Consider the following 15,334-nt stretch of genomic DNA (forward strand, 5'->3'; position numbering starts at 1 on the left):
CTGCCTTAGTTACTCGGTGCGCAGCATCGATCTGCCTTTGCCAAGGCGGGAAGCGAAGGCTGCATGTTGCCATATAAAATGAGGCAAGCATGCCTTATTGGTGGTGGATGAGAAGCCGCGCCGTTTCCCTTTCATCTATTCTAAAGTTAGGGTCTCACGTTCTACTTCAAATCAGCCCGATTTTTGGACTGACCTACTATTTTACTCACAACCACATCCATCACTATGACGGCCACAATGACGGGGAAGGTTACGCCGAGCGGCGTATCGGCATTGAGAAGATAGCGATAAAGGCCAAAGCCGATGGCCCAAATCAGGAGTTTCAGGACGCTTACACGTTCTTTTTGGTGGTTTTCATGGATAAAAAAGTAATCCGCCAGCATGATGGCCGTCATAGGAGCAAAGACGGAACCGATGAAATAGAGAAAGTCTTCAAAGCGGCTGGCGTCAACGGTGATGGCAAGGAGTGTGCCAAGGGCCGTTGCGATGAGGGCCTGTCCTTTTTCCGAAAGGCATGTTGTCAGGGCCCGGCCGGATACGCCCGCTGAATAAGCGTCAAGGAAGGTTGTCGTGACCGTCGACAAGAGGATAATGACGATGGCCGATACGCCAAGGCCGGCACCGAGCATAATCTTTGCAATGTCACTTTCACCCGTAAAAAGGGCCGCGCCCATACCGATGACAAACATCCAGGAGCTGGCGGCAAAGTAGGTCAGGCAGCTGACGACGGTTGCTTTCACCGGTTTTTCCGCTTCTCGTGTATAGTCCGAAATGACCGGGAGCCAGGAAAGCGGCATGGCGACAGCTAGTTCCACGGCGCCTCCAAAGGTGATGGTGCCGCTTGGCGCCGCGGCAGTGTCAGCGCCAAAGATGGTGCCTGAAAGGACGGCAGTCAAAAGAAAGAGGGCAGTCATGACAAGGACGTTGACCCGTCCAAGGGTTGTCATTCCCATGATAATCCATAGGGCAATGAGGGCGCCAATGATGAGGTCCCAGAGCGCCATTCCCAAAGGCACAATGATTTCGGCGGCTGCTGCCGCACTGACAATCATGACAGCCGTCCAGCCGATGAGCTGAATGACGTTGATGCCGGCAAAGAACCTGGCGCCTTCCTTACCAAAGGAAAAGCTGACCGTTTCCATGGCGCTGCACCGGCTCCGGGCTCCCATGATGCCCGCTCCGAGCATGACGGCACCGCCAATGATATGGCCGATGAAGATGGCCCAGAGGCCCTTTTCCCATCCCAAAGGGGAGAGGAGCATGCCTGTAAGGATTTCCGCAATGGAAATACCGGCACCAAACCAGAGGAGTCCATTTGAAAAAACAGAAGTTTGCTGAGAATCCATGCTTGTATCACGCTGCTTTCTTCATGAAATGATTTCTTATATCTTCAGTATACTATGGGACCTTGTCCCAGACAAGAAAAAGGGCGTGCGAAGAAATCTGCATTCCTTCGCACGCCCTTTGACTTTCTTAGCGTGCTTCCTGCGTCAGTGCTCCCATGATATCGTATGTTTCATGGATATCGGCGCGGCGGACCGTTCCTTTTCCCGCAAGGATGAAGAGCGGATAGCCGGAAAGGACACTTGAAGTCCCTTGGGCATCAAATACGTGGTAGCCTTTATAGGTAAGGTCCAATTTCTCTGCCTTGTCGTAGCAGGCGCTTTGCGCAATCTCCTGGACCTTGGTTTCATAATCTTTTTCTGTCATGGTCATTACCCCCTCGCAAAATCAGCGGCAGGGGAATCACCCTGCCGCGTTTAATATTGTAGTCCTTTTCCTAAAAATTACAAGGCATTTAGCCATCGATATTCTAGATACCCCGTAAGGAGCGTCTTTCTTGCCGTAAAAAAAGACCGCCCTCACAAGAGCGGTCCCAGTTTATTTATTTGATGGTCTTCAGTTCCGTCCAATCCTTGTCATAAAGGGTAATCGCATCGCCGATATCGGTGAGCCATTCGCCCTTATCGATTTCGTCAACAGCCATCTTCAGCATGGGATCGTTGATGAAGTCTTTTTTATGAAGGGAAGTGGCCTTCGTGTTCGGGTCATTGTAGCCAATGTATTCATAGTTTTTGACGCTGACTTCCGGATCGTAGAGGAAGTTGATGAAGGCTTCTGCCAGCTCTTTGTGCTTGGCGCCTTTGGGAATGGCCAGTGTATCGGCCCAAACGGTGGTTCCTTCCTTAGGAATGACAAAGCCGACATCGGGATTGTCATTATGGACAAAGTGGGCATCGCCGGACCACATCATCCCGATCCACGCTTCTTCAGCAATGAATTTCTGCTTGATGGAATCCGTATCGTAAGCAAGGACGTTCGGCGCCAGGGTCTTGAGGTCCTTGAAGGCAATGTCAATCTGGCCCGGATCCGTTGCGTTGTTGGAAAAACCATGTTTCTTGAGGGCCATGCCAATGACTTCACGGCTGTCGTTGAGGAGGATGACGCGTCCCTTGTATACAGGGTTCCACAGATCCTGCCAGCTGGTCGGAGCCGTTTTGACGTATTTCTTGTTGTAGATGATGCCTGTCATACCCCAGGTGTAGACGACGGAATATTCACCATTGGGGTCAAAGGTATTCTTTTTGAGCTTATCCATGACGAATTCCGTATTGGGCATCTTACTCTTGTCGAGTTTTTCCAAAAGGCCCAGTTTTTTCATGGTCGTGACCATGTAGTCCGAAGGCTGGATAACATCATATTGGGCGCCGCCAGCCTGCAGTTTGGCAAGGAGTTCTTCATTATTGGCAAAGACGTCATAGTTGACCTTGCAGTCATATTTTTTCTCGAATTCCTTGATGACTTCAGGATTGAAGTTATCAGCCCAGCTAAAAATGTTGAGGACACGGCCTTCTTCTTTTTTTGTTTCCTTTCCGCCGCCGCAGCCGGCAGCAGCAAGGAGGAAAAGGGCCAAGATGAGGGTAAAAAGGGTGCGGAATTTTTTCATAGCTTACTCCTTTCGGGTATCATGGAGGCTCTTCATCTGCAAAAGCTGGCTTACGACCACAAGGGAAACCGTGACCAGCATCATACAGGTGGAAAGGGCGTTGATCTGCGGGGAAATGCCCCGTTTAACCATGGCATAGATGTAAAGGGGCAGGGTCGTCGAATCAGGGCCCGCCACAAAGAAGCTGATGACAAAGTCATCGATGGAAAGGGTAAAGGCCATGAGGGCCCCGGCGATGATGCCTGGCGCAATCATGGGAAGCGTTACATAGCGGAAGGTCTGCAGCGGCGTCGCGTAAAGGTCGCTGGCGGCCTCTTCGATATCCTGCCGGCTTCCTTCCAGACGGGCTCCGACGGTGATGATGACAAAGGACAGGCAGAACGTGATGTGCGCCACAATCAGGGTCGGTTTCCCAAGGGAAAGACCGAGCTGGGAAAAAAGAATCAAAAGCGACAGCCCCATGACGATTTCCGGGATGAGGATCGGAAGGTAGAGCAGACTGTTGAGAACGGTTTTCGAACGGTATTGGTAGCGATGGAGGGCAATGGCAGCGAAGGTTCCCATGATCGTTGTCACGACCGTTGTAATGGAAGCGATGAGCAGGGAATTGGTCAGGGCCTCAAGGACACGGTCATTGCTGAGCAGGGACGCATACCATTTGAGCGTAAAGCCGGCCCAGACGGCATTGATGCGGGAATCGTTGAAGGAATAGAGGGTAAGGATAAATAGCGGCAGGTACAAAAAGGCCAGGATGGCCAAGGTGTAGGCCACAAGGAGCGTACTACGCCAGGTTTTTTGCATGCTGGGCGCCTCCTTTCTGGGCCTGAAGGGCCTTGTAGTACAAAAGGATCATCAACAGGGCCAAAAATGCCAGGATGATTGAAAGGGCACTGCCAAAGGGCCAATCGCGTGCAGCAAGGAACTGGTTCTGGATGATGTTGCCCATGAGCGCGCTTTTGGCGCCGCCCATGATATCCGGAACGACGAACATCCCCAACGAAGAAATGAAGACGAGGATGGAACCTGCGGCTACACCGGGCATGGTAAGGGGCAGGGTCACCTTGCGGAAGGCCACGCTGGGCGGGGCACCAAGATCGCTGGCTGCTTCCAGGAGCCTTTTATCCATCTGTTCCAGGGAAACATAGATGGGAAGCACCATAAAAGGAAGCAAGGCGTAGACCATGCCCAGAAGGACGGCTGCGTCATTATAGAGCAGGTTGAGCGGCTTTTCAATGAATCCCATGTAGAGGAGGAACGTATTGACAAGTCCTTGGGAACGCAGGATGATGACCCACGCAAAGGAGCGGATCAGGAAGTTGATCCAAAAAGGAATCATGACGAGGATGATGCCCGCCTGCTGCCACTTTTTGGGCAGGATCATAGCAATGGTGTAGGCTACGGGGTAGCCCATGGCAAAAGTAAGGAGCGTTGTCACGAAGGCCGTGACGAGGGTCGATGCAAAAATCGTCAGGTACAGAGGCTCGAAAAAGCGAGTGTAGTTTGCGAGCGTCCAGCTAAAGACGACTTGCCCGTAGGCGGTACGGGACGCAAAGGACACGACCACGACGATAAGGAGGGGCAGGGCAAAAAAGAGGGTCAGCCATCCCATGGCCGGGACGACAAGGAGCTTTCCCCGCTTCATTTTATCACCTTCACGGCTTCTTCGGCGTTCCATCTGATGCCAACGCGGTCGTCCGCCTTCCACCGTTTCTTGTCATCATAATATTGGTAGGCTGTCACCATTTGGTTGGTGTTGTCCAGCCGGATAAAGACCTTATCAAAAGTCCCCGTAAACAGCAGTTCCACAACGGATCCATAATAGAAAGGTTCCTTGGGCGTTCCTTCAAGGTCCTCGCTTTCCTTGGAGACCTCGATGAACTGGGGCCTTACGGCAAGGACGTGGTCCTCATCGCCTTCAATGTCAAAGAAGTTGTTTTCACCAATAAAGCCTGCGGCAAACTGGCTCTTGGGATATTGGTAGATGGCCGCAGGCGGGTCGTCCTGCTCAATGCGGCCGTCCTTTACGATGATGACCCGATCACTCATGGTGAGGGCTTCTTCCTGATCGTGCGTAACATAGATGAAAGTGATGCCAAGCCCGCGCTGGAGATTCTTCAGTTCAAGCTGCATCTTTTTGCGCAGTTTATAGTCAAGGGCACCCAGCGGTTCGTCAAGAAGCAGCACCTTAGGGTTATTGACGACGGCTCTGGCAATGGCTACGCGCTGCTGCTGGCCGCCGCTCATCTGCTGCGGTTTGCGGTAGCGGAGGTTTTCCAGCTGCGTGAGGTAGAGCACTTGATCGATGCGCTTATCCTGTTCCTCCTTGGGCACCTTTTTCATCATGAGGCCAAAGCGAATATTGTCTTCAACCGTCATATGCGGGAAGAGGGCATAGTGCTGGAACACCATGTTGACATTCCTTTTATAGGGCGCAAGGGAGGTCACGTCCTCGTCATCCAAATAAATATGACCAGTCGTCGGATGCTCAAGGCCGGCAATCATGCGGAGGATGGTCGTCTTGCCGCAGCCCGAAGGGCCGAGGAGGGTGACAAATTCTCCGTCGCCAATGGTAAGGTCCAAGGTAGGGATGATGGTATTTTGTTCAAATTCCTTGGTAATGCCTACCAGTCGGATCATCTCTTTCATCTTTGTTGTGTCACAACCTTTCTCTATCAGTGGATTTTCGCAAGAAAAGCGCTGATTTGGCTAAAAATCAGCGGTCATGCAAATTTTTAAGGATGTCTTACCATTATATAGCATAGGCGGGATTTGTACAAAGATTTTTGCGGAAAAAGGCCGTGATTTTTGAAAAAGAGGGAAAAAAGCACGAATTTTTTGTGAAACAGTCGATGGAGCCCCGAAAAATGCCCCCAGAGACCATGAGAAAAGGGTATAATAAGAGCATCAAAAGAATGATTCCATAAAGAAGGGCACCTGCCGGAAAGCAGGGGAAAGGAGCTGCCATGACCGCACTTGAAACCTTGGGACTTCCCCGGGATCTTATTGAATTTATCTTTGAAGCTGCCCATATTCAGCGCTGGAACGATCATATCCGGCCCCAGGGCTTTACGGAACTGGATAAGCAGGCCCATAAAATGATGATCATGTACGTTCTTGCCCGCTGTGAAGAACAGGATCATGGAGCGCGTCTTGATTGGGAAGTCCTTGTTGAAGGCGGCATCTTTGAATTTTTGCACCGCGTCGTCCTGACGGACATCAAGCCGCCCATCTACCATGAACTCATGCGTGAAAAGGGCCCTCTTCTCAATAAGTGGGTCTACCGGGAACTGGAGCAGCGCATTCCTTCCTTAAAAGGCAGTCACTTCATGAAAAAAATGCGCCATTATTATGATGAAAAGGATCATAGCCTTGAAAAGCAGATCCTCCGCGCTGCCCACTATCTTGCCACGGAATGGGAGTTCCGCATCATCTACCATATGAATGAAGGCATCTTTGGCGTTGAAGAGATCAAAAGCACCATTCGGGATGAACTGGAAGAGCATTATAACCTTGCCGGCGTCCAGAAGATTGCCATGGAAGGAAAGACCCGCAAATTCGTCGACCTCATTGGCAAACTGCGGTTCCAAAAGCGCTGGAGCCAGTCGCCCCGCGTACCTGAGACTTCCGTCATGGGGCATGTGTTGGTGGTGGCCATCATGGGTTATTTCTGTGCCCGCAAGCTGGGGGCCTGCCGCAGCCGTGTCGTCAATGACTTTTTGGGTGGACTTTGGCATGACCTGCCCGAAGTCCTTACGCGGGATATCATTTCGCCCATCAAACGGTCCATCGAAGGCCTTGATGACCTGATCAAGGAAATCGAGAACCGGCAGATGAAGGAAATCCTCCTGCCCCTCCTGCCTGACAGCTGGCATGGCGACATCATGAACTTCACCATGCATGAATTCCAGAACCGGATCCGCAAAGAGGGGCGTGTGGTGCTCCTTACGGGGGACATTCCCGAGGCCTACAACCAAGACCGCTATGAACCCATTGACGGAGCCATGCTCAAGGGCTGCGACCACTTGGCGGCCTTTATGGAAGCGTTTTTGAGCATCCAGTGCGGCATCACCTCGAGTCATTTAGCCGGCGTCATCAAGGCCCTGCCCAAGCAATATGAGGGAAAAATTATTGCTGGCATTCCTTTTGACAAGGTCTACGAACAATTTACAAATACAATGAAAAGCTAGGCTGTGCCTAGCTTTTTCGATGTAGAAAAACAAATTGTATACAAAATACAAAAAAATACTCTGTCAACTCTGAATTGTGCTATAATGTGCTCGTAAGGGTTCATTAGATACTATTTTTTAGGAGGCGCTACAAATGAGTTTATTTGAAATGGCACAAATCCCTATGGCTGAAGCTTCCAAGCTGATCAACTTGGATCCCAACATCGAAAAGATCATCTCCAACCCGGAACGCACGGTTGAAGTCAGCATCCCTGTAAAGATGGATGATGGTCACGTTGAAGTATTCACTGGCTATCGTTCCTGCAACAGCACGGTGCTTGGCCCGGGCAAAGGCGGCGTTCGTTTCCATCAGAACGTTTCCATGGATGAAGTAAAGACGCTGGGCTTCTGGATGACCACGAAATGCGCAATTGCTGGTCTGCCTTACGGCGGCGGCAAAGGCGGCGTCATCGTTGATCCTCGCAAGCTCTCCAAAGGCGAACTCGAAAGACTGACCCGTGGCTACATCGACAAGATTGCTCCGGTTATCGGCGAAAAGATGGATATTCCTGCTCCTGACGTTAACACCAACGCTCAGATCATGGCTTGGATGACCGATGAATTCTCCATCATCAAAGGCCAGTTCGAACCGGGTGTTATCACTGGTAAAGCTGTTTGCATGGGCGGCTCCCTTGGCCGTACCTCCGCTACCGGCCGTGGCGTTATCACCGCTACGCTGGAACTGCTGAAACGCCACAACATCAAACCGGAAGATGCAACCATCGCTATCCAGGGCTTCGGCAACGTTGGTTCCTGGACTGCTAAATGCGCAGCCGATAAAGGCCTGAAGATTGTTGCCCTGTCCGATATCTCCGGCGGTATCTATGATGCCAACGGCCTGGATCCGTACAAAGTTGAAGAATATGCCAAAGCTCATGACGGCCTGATCAAAGGCTATCCTGGTGCTACCGCTATCAGCGGCGACGAAGTTCTTCTCCAGGATGTTGATGTTCTGATTCCGGCTGCTCTGGAACTCCAGATCACTGAAAAGAACGCTGACAAGATCAAAGCTAAGATGATCGTCGAAGCTGCTAACGGCCCGACCGATGATAAAGCTGATGTCATCCTCCATAAGAGAGGCATCGAAGTTGTTCCTGACGTTCTCGCTAACGGCGGCGGCGTAACTGTTTCCTACTTCGAATGGGTACAGAACCTCTACAGATACTTCTGGACCGAAGAAGAAGTTGTTGACAGACAGGAACAGATGATGGTCAAAGCTTTCGCAAACGTTTACGATGCTGCTAAGAAGTACAACACCACCATGCGTGTAGGTGCTTACATCGTAGCTATCGGCACGATTGCTGAAGCCCTCAAACTGAGAAAAGGCCTTTAATCTAAGAACCCACAACGGTTCGTGTTTGTGAAACACGATAACAAAAGAGGCGCCACTTCGGTGGCGCCTCTTTTATTTTGTGTGGCGGCAGAAGATTCCTTCCCCTTAGAGGGGAGGGGTCACGGAAATTTCTCCCCTCATCGAGAGATGACAAAAATCCCCAGTAAGGAATGATGAGAGATTCATTACTGGGGATTTTTTATTTTTCCTCTGAAAGCAGGGCTTGGTATTTCTTACCCCATGTTTCCATGGCTAGAATAATCGGCTCCATGGACTTCCCAATGGGACTTAGGGCATATTCTACACGGGGCGGGATCTCGGGATAGACCGTGCGGGTGATGATGCCGTCTTTTTCCAGGCTGCGGAGGGAATCGGTCAGGACTTTCTGGCTGATTCCGTCAAGGTCTTGTTTGAGCTCGTTGAATCGCCAGGAACGGATTCGTAGGTTGCGGAGGATGAGCAGTTTCCATTTACTGCCAATGAGAGATACGGTCGTTGCAACGGGGCAGGCTGGCAATTCTTCTTTGGTCCGCATGGCAAGGGCTCCTTCCTTATGCTTTATTGATGCTTACTTTTTCATTACAAGCGGAGACGCAAGAGAGTACAAGACAGTCACCAAAAGGTGACCTAGGTTATAAAAAGGTGCGTACTTGTTGGAAAAAAGCCCTCTTTATTATGCAGAACGGCATTCGTCGTCTCTAAGGCGAAACACGAAGGCAAAAGACTGTACACTAAAAGTACAAAATCCTTGGCAGCAAAAAATAGTTTTGTCCTTAAAAGCCGAAACGAGCAATCTGCGAGGAGAGGCACCCTGTCGGGTCTTTCGCCTCTGAGCTCGATTTCTCCGAAATCGATCCGCCCCGCCTTGGCAAGGCGGAACGGCATTCGCCGTCTCTAAGGCAAAACACGAAGGCAAAAGGCTGTACACCAAAAGTACAAAATCCTTGGCAGCAAAAAATAGTTTTGTCCTTAAAAGCCGAAACGGGCAATCTGCGAGGAGAGGCGACGCGTCCGGTCTTTTACCTTAGAGATCGATTTCTCCGAAATCGATCCGCCCCACCAGGGCGGGGGACCGAAAGCCGCATGTTGCCTCATTCCAATGAGGCAAGCGTGCCCTTTCGGTGGTGGATGAGGACGCGAAGCAGACGTTTCCTTGCGAGCGGCTAGCGAGGCATATCCGCCCGGAGTTTCGAAGGACGCTTTTGGAGCGAAGCGGAAGTCCGAGAAACATGTTTGAGGGCGGATTAAGTTCGGACCCGTTCCCCCGCAGGGGGCGGTTGGGGTCCGGCGTTACAGGTACCTATGTAGGCCTAAAAGGCCCGAGGGAACCCCCCTTAACGCGCGGCGCCAAACCGCCCTTTGGGAGGGCGCCGAATTGATTTTTCGATAACACGGTTCTGCGGTCTGCCTAGCGCAGAAAACTGCGCTTACGGACAGCCTTGAACCATCGAAAAATGTTCCTCGCTACCGCTCGTAGGGAGACGTCGGGCACAAACCGCCCTCCTCATCCACCACCCACCAAGCCTGCTTGGTGGATACCCCCGCCCTGGTGGGGCGGAACGGCTTTCGCCGTCTCTAAGGCGAAACACGAAGGCAAAAGACTGTACACCTGAAGCACAAAATCCTTGGCAGCAGAAAATAGTTTTGTCCTTAAAAGTCGAAACGAGCAATCTGCGAGGAGAGGCACCCTGTCGGGTCTTTTGCCTCTGAGCTCGATTTCTCCGAAATCGATCCGCCCCGCCTTGGTAAGGCGGAACGACATTCGCCGTCTCTAAGGCAAAAGATAAAACCAGATAGTGCTAACAAGAAGAAACCGTTTCCTGCTTTCGTGCTGCGAAAAATCGTTAGGCTAAATCAAATCAAAAATATTGCCATCCCCAAAAAAAGCCGTAAACCGAATTCGTGTCTTGATTCGGTTTGCGGTTCTCTTTTTATGTTGAGTCTTTTGCCTTAGTACTCGATGCGAAGCATCATTCCTAAAGAAACAGCGCCAAACCGAACCTTTGATACGCGTTCGGTTTGGCGCTGTTTGGTTTATTCTTTATAGCCTGACAGCCAGAGCCGAAGGCTCGAGACAGCATTCGTCCGTGAGGACGAATAGACAGCTTGACAGCCTTCATAGCATCACAGCTTCACAGCTCCCTTACATCAGCTGTTTACTCAATCACCTTTCTCACAATCTCCTTAATAAACTCAAACATGCGCATAGTGGAGGGAATGCTGAGCCACTCTTCCGGCGAATGGAGGTTGCCGGCGTCAGGACCGATGGAGATGCAGTCAAGATCCGGGCGCTTTTGAAGGAAGAAGCCGCATTCAAGACCGACATGGACAGGCGTTGCGGCAAGTTCCCTATGAAAGACTTCTGCGTACGTCTTTGTTACAAGGTCCTTGATCTTGGAATCCGGGTGATTGGGCCAGCCGGGATAGACGGCGTAGACGGCAAGTTTACCGCCAAGAAGTTCAATCAAGGTATCGAACCGGTATTTGACAACGTCGCGCTGGGAATCAAAGGAGGAGCGGACTTCCGATTCTGTTGTAAAAAGACCTTTCTTGAGGTCCAGATCTGCTTTCCCCGTATTGATGGAGGTCTGTACGACACCAGGAACCTCCCCGTTCATTTCCATGACCCCTTGGGGCATGAGAATCAGGAACTGGATGAGGGCCTTGGTCTCCTTGACGGAAAGGACCGCTTCGATTTCATCCGCAGCGACTGGGGTCTTGGTGAAAAAGAGCCGAGGATTGGCGCCCTTATATTCTGCCGTAAGGGCCTTTTCCATGGTTTCCATAAGGGCCAGGAACCCATCCGTAACATGGGCCGGAACCCCGATGACGGCACTTGCTTCGCGGGCAATGGCCAGACGGAAGACCCCGCCAGTCAAGCCTGCAAGCTGGATAGGAATGGCTCGGCGGGCTGCAAAAAGCATCCGGGAAAGGAGGCGAATAGCGCTTCCCCGTCCGCGGTGGATATCTTCCCCAGAGTGGCCGCCCATCATGCCGCCAACTCCAATCTTGAAATAGGTCAGGTTCTTACCAGGTTTTTCCGGTATGACGGGCCTTTCGTAGTGGATCCCGTAGCCGCCGGCGCTTCCCGTAGTGGCATGGTTTTCCCGGGCATTATCGATATTGATGAGTTGGTGGGCATGGAACCAATCAATATCTGCTGCCGCGGCCCCGCTGAAATCCTCTTCTTCTGCTGTCGTGAAAAGAACTTCGATTTCCGGATGGGCCTGGGTTTCATCGTCTAGGAGAGCCATGGCAAGGGCCACGCCAATGCCGTCATCAGCACCCAAGGTCGTCCGGCCGCCCGTTGTGAGGCGGTCCCCCTCAAGGGCAAGGGTGAGCGGATCTTTATCGAAGTTATGGATAACGCCCGGTGCGGCCACGCAGACCATGTCCAGATGGGCTTGAAAGAGCAGGGCCGGTTTTGCTTCATAGCCCGGTGTGGCTGGTTTCCGAATATATAGATTATGATGGGTATCCTGCCAGCTCATCCATTTCTCGTGTCGTTTGGCCCACGTGTAGATTGCGTTGCTCAGGGCTTTTTCCTTAAAGGTAGCATGGGGAATTTCACAAAGCCAAAGAAAATAGGAAAAAACAGGATGCTGGTTCAATTCTTCAAGTGTTCTTGGTACTGCCATGGCAAAGACCCTCCTCTTTGGTATCATTGTTCTCATTGTAGCATATCCCTTTGAGGTTGTCACAAGGACTTCTCCATAATCGTGATTTGTAAAGAGCTGACCTTATTTTTTGCGAATCATTAGACAGTTTTGCTCCGGTAGTGTCCACTGGGTAACAACCATTATTCAAGCAATGATAAACATGATTAGATTTCTCCAATTTGGCTTAACACATACATGATTTGTAGTATAATAGCAACATGCATTGAAATACATCTGCTTCAGGTCGTATTGGGAGTTATGGTGGGGAGGCCTAGCGGATGATAGGGAATCTTAAGTTAAGGAGTTGCATGATTAATATGGATACTGAAAAAGATTATGGGGAGGCTCATCTGAACCCCTTGCAGCGCCAGAACATGAGAATCTTTATCGAAGCTACGAAAAGTCTCATGGATTCGGTCGGAGAAGAAGGGCTTTCCATCCGTAAGATTGCCGCAAAGGCTGGTTACAACAGTGCGACAATCTACAACTACTTCCAAGACTTGGATGAGCTGATGCTCTTTGGTTCCGTGAGCTTTTTTCGCGATGTTTTCCAAAAGGTCCTGGAAGGACGTACGGACGACATGACGTGGAAGGACCGCTATATTTATTTTTTCCGCAGCCTTGCCAGTGTGAGCTTTAGAAAGCCAAAGGCCTTCTATAATATGTTCTATGGTCCCCACAGTGAAGAGCTGGGACGTATTATGCGGGTCTATTTTAACCAGCTCTATCCCGAAGAGCTCAATGGCATTGATGCCGGTTTTGCCCAGGTGATGCGCGAGGGAATCCTCGTGAATAAGTACCGTCTGCTTTTTACCAATCTGCTGCGGGAAGAAAACTATACGGAAGAAGTTGAAGAAATTACACCCGTGCTCTTAAATTCTCTCTATCATACATTCCTTCACGAAGCCATCAAGCGGGGGAAGGATTTTGATGTGGAACAAAAGGCCGCGTATTTCGTGAACCTGGTAAAGACTATCCTTGATGGGTCCGTTATTATTTCCAATTATCAAAAGGAGCATGACTGACCTGGCTGTACTGCAAGATGGTTCTTGCAGTACTTTTTTGATGGACAAAATCAATCTGAAATACAGTGGATGATGAGCCTTTCAGTGCACGGCCGATGAAGGCAAGGCTGCCTCCAGTCAATCAATCAGCGTAAATAGGCCCATCCGGTTCAAGAAAACCGGATGGGCCTATTTGTTTGAATCGATGATTTCACGGCGCCCTTTATCAGATGAGTGCCCGGCGCCACGTACCCTGATGCCAGCGCCCGAAGAAAACGAGACCGTGGCTGCATTCATCAAGGGCCATGGCGACCCAGATGCCGACAAGTCCCCGGAGAAGATGGACACCGAAGGACCAGCCGCCCAAAACGGATACGGATCAGATAGAAAGGATGTTCGTATCCTATCGCGATAGAAGGCAGGATTCAAGGGATGAAGGAAGGATGCGAATACGGAAAATATTCGGATGGTTTTTACAGGCAATCGCGACCTTGGGTTAAAATGCCTTTCGTGGGATTATTCCTTGATTTTAGCATGCTGACCTTTGCCCAAGGTTTCTAAAAGAAGGCTTAACTTTCTTCATCCTATAGGCGCATACAAAGTCTCCCTCCTCGTTTCTTACCCCAATCGGGCCAAAGAGTTTATTTGGAGCCTGCAGAAACTGATTTTTTATATAGATATTACGACACCATCTGGAGCACCACGCCTTCGTATTTTCCAATGCATCGATTCGCATGTATAAGGGTGAATGAAGTTCAACGCCAAGTACCGTAGGGACATGGTTGGGTGTTGACCCTTTGGCTTTTTTTATTTCCATTTGCTTTTTGCGAATTTTGGTCAGATGGGTCCAATTGTGAGGAGACTCTGCTTCCACTGACAAAATCCCACAGTCACAGTTTTCTGCGCGTCCATGATTCCACTAATAAAACGATAAAATCCTAGGAGAGACGTATGTCGGCATTCTTTTGGCATCTTAAAAATGAGATTGTGATACGTACTATTTTATGATGCACCATGCCTTCATTGCCACCTCATGAATCGTAAAAAGGCAATGCAGGCAACTCATGATGATAATCGGCACGATTTTTGCGCCGGGTAATAAGAAACCTATCGCACGGTCCTACGCACCGCCCTAAGCCCCTGCATAACATATCGTAACAGGGCACTGGGCCATCAACTTGGCAAAATTTGCGCGCCAAGTAACCGGTTTCTGATCTCCTTCGCCAGGGCCTGCATCTTCTTTTCCTTGAATCTTGTCCCGAGGTAGGCAATGCCGATGCGGCGCTGGGCGTTTTTTGAGGCGAGGGGGTAGAAGCGGACGTTGCTGTCTTTTTTTGTCAGTACAGGCAGCAGGGTAGAGGGCAGGAAGGCGACGCCGTAGTTATGGCTTACGAGGGAGTAGACAGTATCAAGGTTGTCCGATTCATAGATGGCTTTGGGGAAAAAGTCATATTCTCGGCAGAGGCGCTGCGTCAGGTCGTGGAACTTGAGGCCTTTGCGGAGCATGATAAAGGGAAGGTCCCGAAAGGGGGCAAGGTTGAGGCTCTTCCCGTCCCATGCGTGCTTAATGAGGGCAGCCGCGTCCTTATTTTCTGCTGCATGGGCAAAATAGACTTCTTCCTCATAGATTGGAATGAAGTTGATGTCCTCATGATGAATGGGTTCTGGGAAAAAGCCCATGTCAAGGTGCCCTTTGAGGATCTCTTCTTCAAGATGGTCACTGGACCCTTCGATGATTTCCACATGGTGGTCCGAGGCCGTACTGCGCAGGACGTCGAGCATGGGCACAAGGAGGTATTTACCATAAAACTGGGAGGCTCCGACGGTGATGCCTTCTTTTTTACCCCAGCGGTAAGCTACCATCTCCTTTTCAAGGTCGCTGATGGCAGCAAGGACGGCACGGCCTTTTGTTACGAAGGTAACGCCAGCTGGCGTGAGTTTCAGGCCCTGCGAGCCGCGCAGAAAAAGGGCGCAGCCCAAGCGGTCCTCGACGCGCCGTACGTACTGGCTAAGGGCAGGCTGGCTGACGGAAAGGTATTTGGCTGCTTCGGAAAAGCTGCCCTTTTCACTGATGACAATGACATACTGCAGTTCCCGGCTGTCCATGAAGTCACCTCTTCTATAATATCATATTATAGATATATCATAAGCAAATATTATACGAA

General features: G+C 50.6%; 12 protein-coding genes. 3 read left to right on the forward strand and 9 right to left on the reverse strand.

The window, feature by feature from the left end; all coding sequences use genetic code 11:
* Window positions 1-161: 161 nt before the first annotated feature.
* The 6 genes from cytX to DW817_RS00725 all read right to left on the reverse strand — a co-directional run bounded on the left by cytX (window position 162) and on the right by DW817_RS00725 (window position 5,593).
* Window positions 162-1,346, reverse strand: coding sequence for a putative hydroxymethylpyrimidine transporter CytX (cytX, locus tag DW817_RS00700; RefSeq protein ID WP_120110372.1), 1,185 nt, complete (start codon window positions 1,344-1,346; stop codon window positions 162-164).
* A 127-nt stretch (window positions 1,347-1,473) separates the two neighbouring features.
* Window positions 1,474-1,710: a hypothetical protein gene (locus DW817_RS00705; protein ID WP_016459697.1), complete on the reverse strand. Its 237-nt coding sequence runs from the start codon at window positions 1,708-1,710 to the stop codon at window positions 1,474-1,476.
* 175 nt (window positions 1,711-1,885) lie between these two features.
* A complete protein-coding gene (locus DW817_RS00710) occupies window positions 1,886-2,947 on the reverse strand; it encodes a spermidine/putrescine ABC transporter substrate-binding protein (protein WP_009016248.1) in 1,062 nt (353 codons plus the stop codon).
* Window positions 2,948-2,950: 3 nt separating this feature from the next.
* Entirely contained in the window at window positions 2,951-3,748 is a 798-nt protein-coding gene (locus DW817_RS00715; RefSeq protein WP_014128219.1) for an ABC transporter permease, read from the reverse strand.
* A complete protein-coding gene (locus DW817_RS00720; protein ID WP_120110376.1) occupies window positions 3,729-4,589 on the reverse strand; it encodes an ABC transporter permease in 861 nt (286 codons plus the stop codon). Before DW817_RS00720 ends, DW817_RS00715 begins: the two co-directional genes overlap by 20 nt.
* A complete protein-coding gene (locus DW817_RS00725) occupies window positions 4,586-5,593 on the reverse strand; it encodes an ABC transporter ATP-binding protein (RefSeq protein WP_014128220.1) in 1,008 nt (335 codons plus the stop codon). The genes DW817_RS00720 and DW817_RS00725 overlap by 4 nt, the downstream gene beginning before the upstream one ends.
* Before the next feature lie 317 nt (window positions 5,594-5,910).
* Between DW817_RS00725 and DW817_RS00735 the strand changes: the two genes are divergently transcribed.
* Both DW817_RS00735 and DW817_RS00740 read left to right on the forward strand, forming a co-directional pair.
* Entirely contained in the window at window positions 5,911-7,134 is a 1,224-nt protein-coding gene (locus DW817_RS00735; RefSeq protein ID WP_016459695.1) for an HD domain-containing protein, read from the forward strand.
* Window positions 7,135-7,267: 133 nt separating this feature from the next.
* A complete protein-coding gene (locus tag DW817_RS00740; protein WP_009016244.1) occupies window positions 7,268-8,506 on the forward strand; it encodes a Glu/Leu/Phe/Val dehydrogenase in 1,239 nt (412 codons plus the stop codon).
* 199 nt (window positions 8,507-8,705) lie between these two features.
* Here the strand turns inward: DW817_RS00740 and DW817_RS00745 are convergent, their stop codons facing one another.
* On the reverse strand, window positions 8,706-9,041 hold the full coding sequence (locus DW817_RS00745; RefSeq protein WP_009016243.1) for a helix-turn-helix domain-containing protein: 336 nt from the start codon (window positions 9,039-9,041) through the stop codon (window positions 8,706-8,708).
* A 1,621-nt stretch (window positions 9,042-10,662) separates the two neighbouring features.
* Window positions 10,663-12,144: a beta-Ala-His dipeptidase gene (gene pepD, locus DW817_RS00755; RefSeq protein WP_021736874.1), complete on the reverse strand. Its 1,482-nt coding sequence runs from the start codon at window positions 12,142-12,144 to the stop codon at window positions 10,663-10,665.
* A gap of 338 nt (window positions 12,145-12,482) precedes the next feature.
* On the opposite strand from pepD, the gene DW817_RS00760 reads away from it, so the two are divergent.
* The gene (locus DW817_RS00760; RefSeq protein ID WP_227077601.1) at window positions 12,483-13,190 is read left to right on the forward strand and encodes a TetR/AcrR family transcriptional regulator; all 708 of its coding nucleotides are present in this window, start codon (window positions 12,483-12,485) and stop codon (window positions 13,188-13,190) included.
* A 1,152-nt stretch (window positions 13,191-14,342) separates the two neighbouring features.
* Here DW817_RS00760 and DW817_RS00765 read toward each other — a convergent pair.
* Window positions 14,343-15,275, reverse strand: a complete 933-nt coding sequence (locus tag DW817_RS00765; RefSeq protein WP_243634025.1) for a LysR family transcriptional regulator — start codon at window positions 15,273-15,275, stop codon at window positions 14,343-14,345.
* Between the last annotated feature and the right edge of the window lie 59 nt (window positions 15,276-15,334).

The sequence above is a fragment of the Acidaminococcus sp. AM33-14BH genome, from assembly GCF_003603525.1.
GTDB classification, from domain to species: Bacteria; Bacillota; Negativicutes; order Acidaminococcales; family Acidaminococcaceae; genus Acidaminococcus; species Acidaminococcus intestini.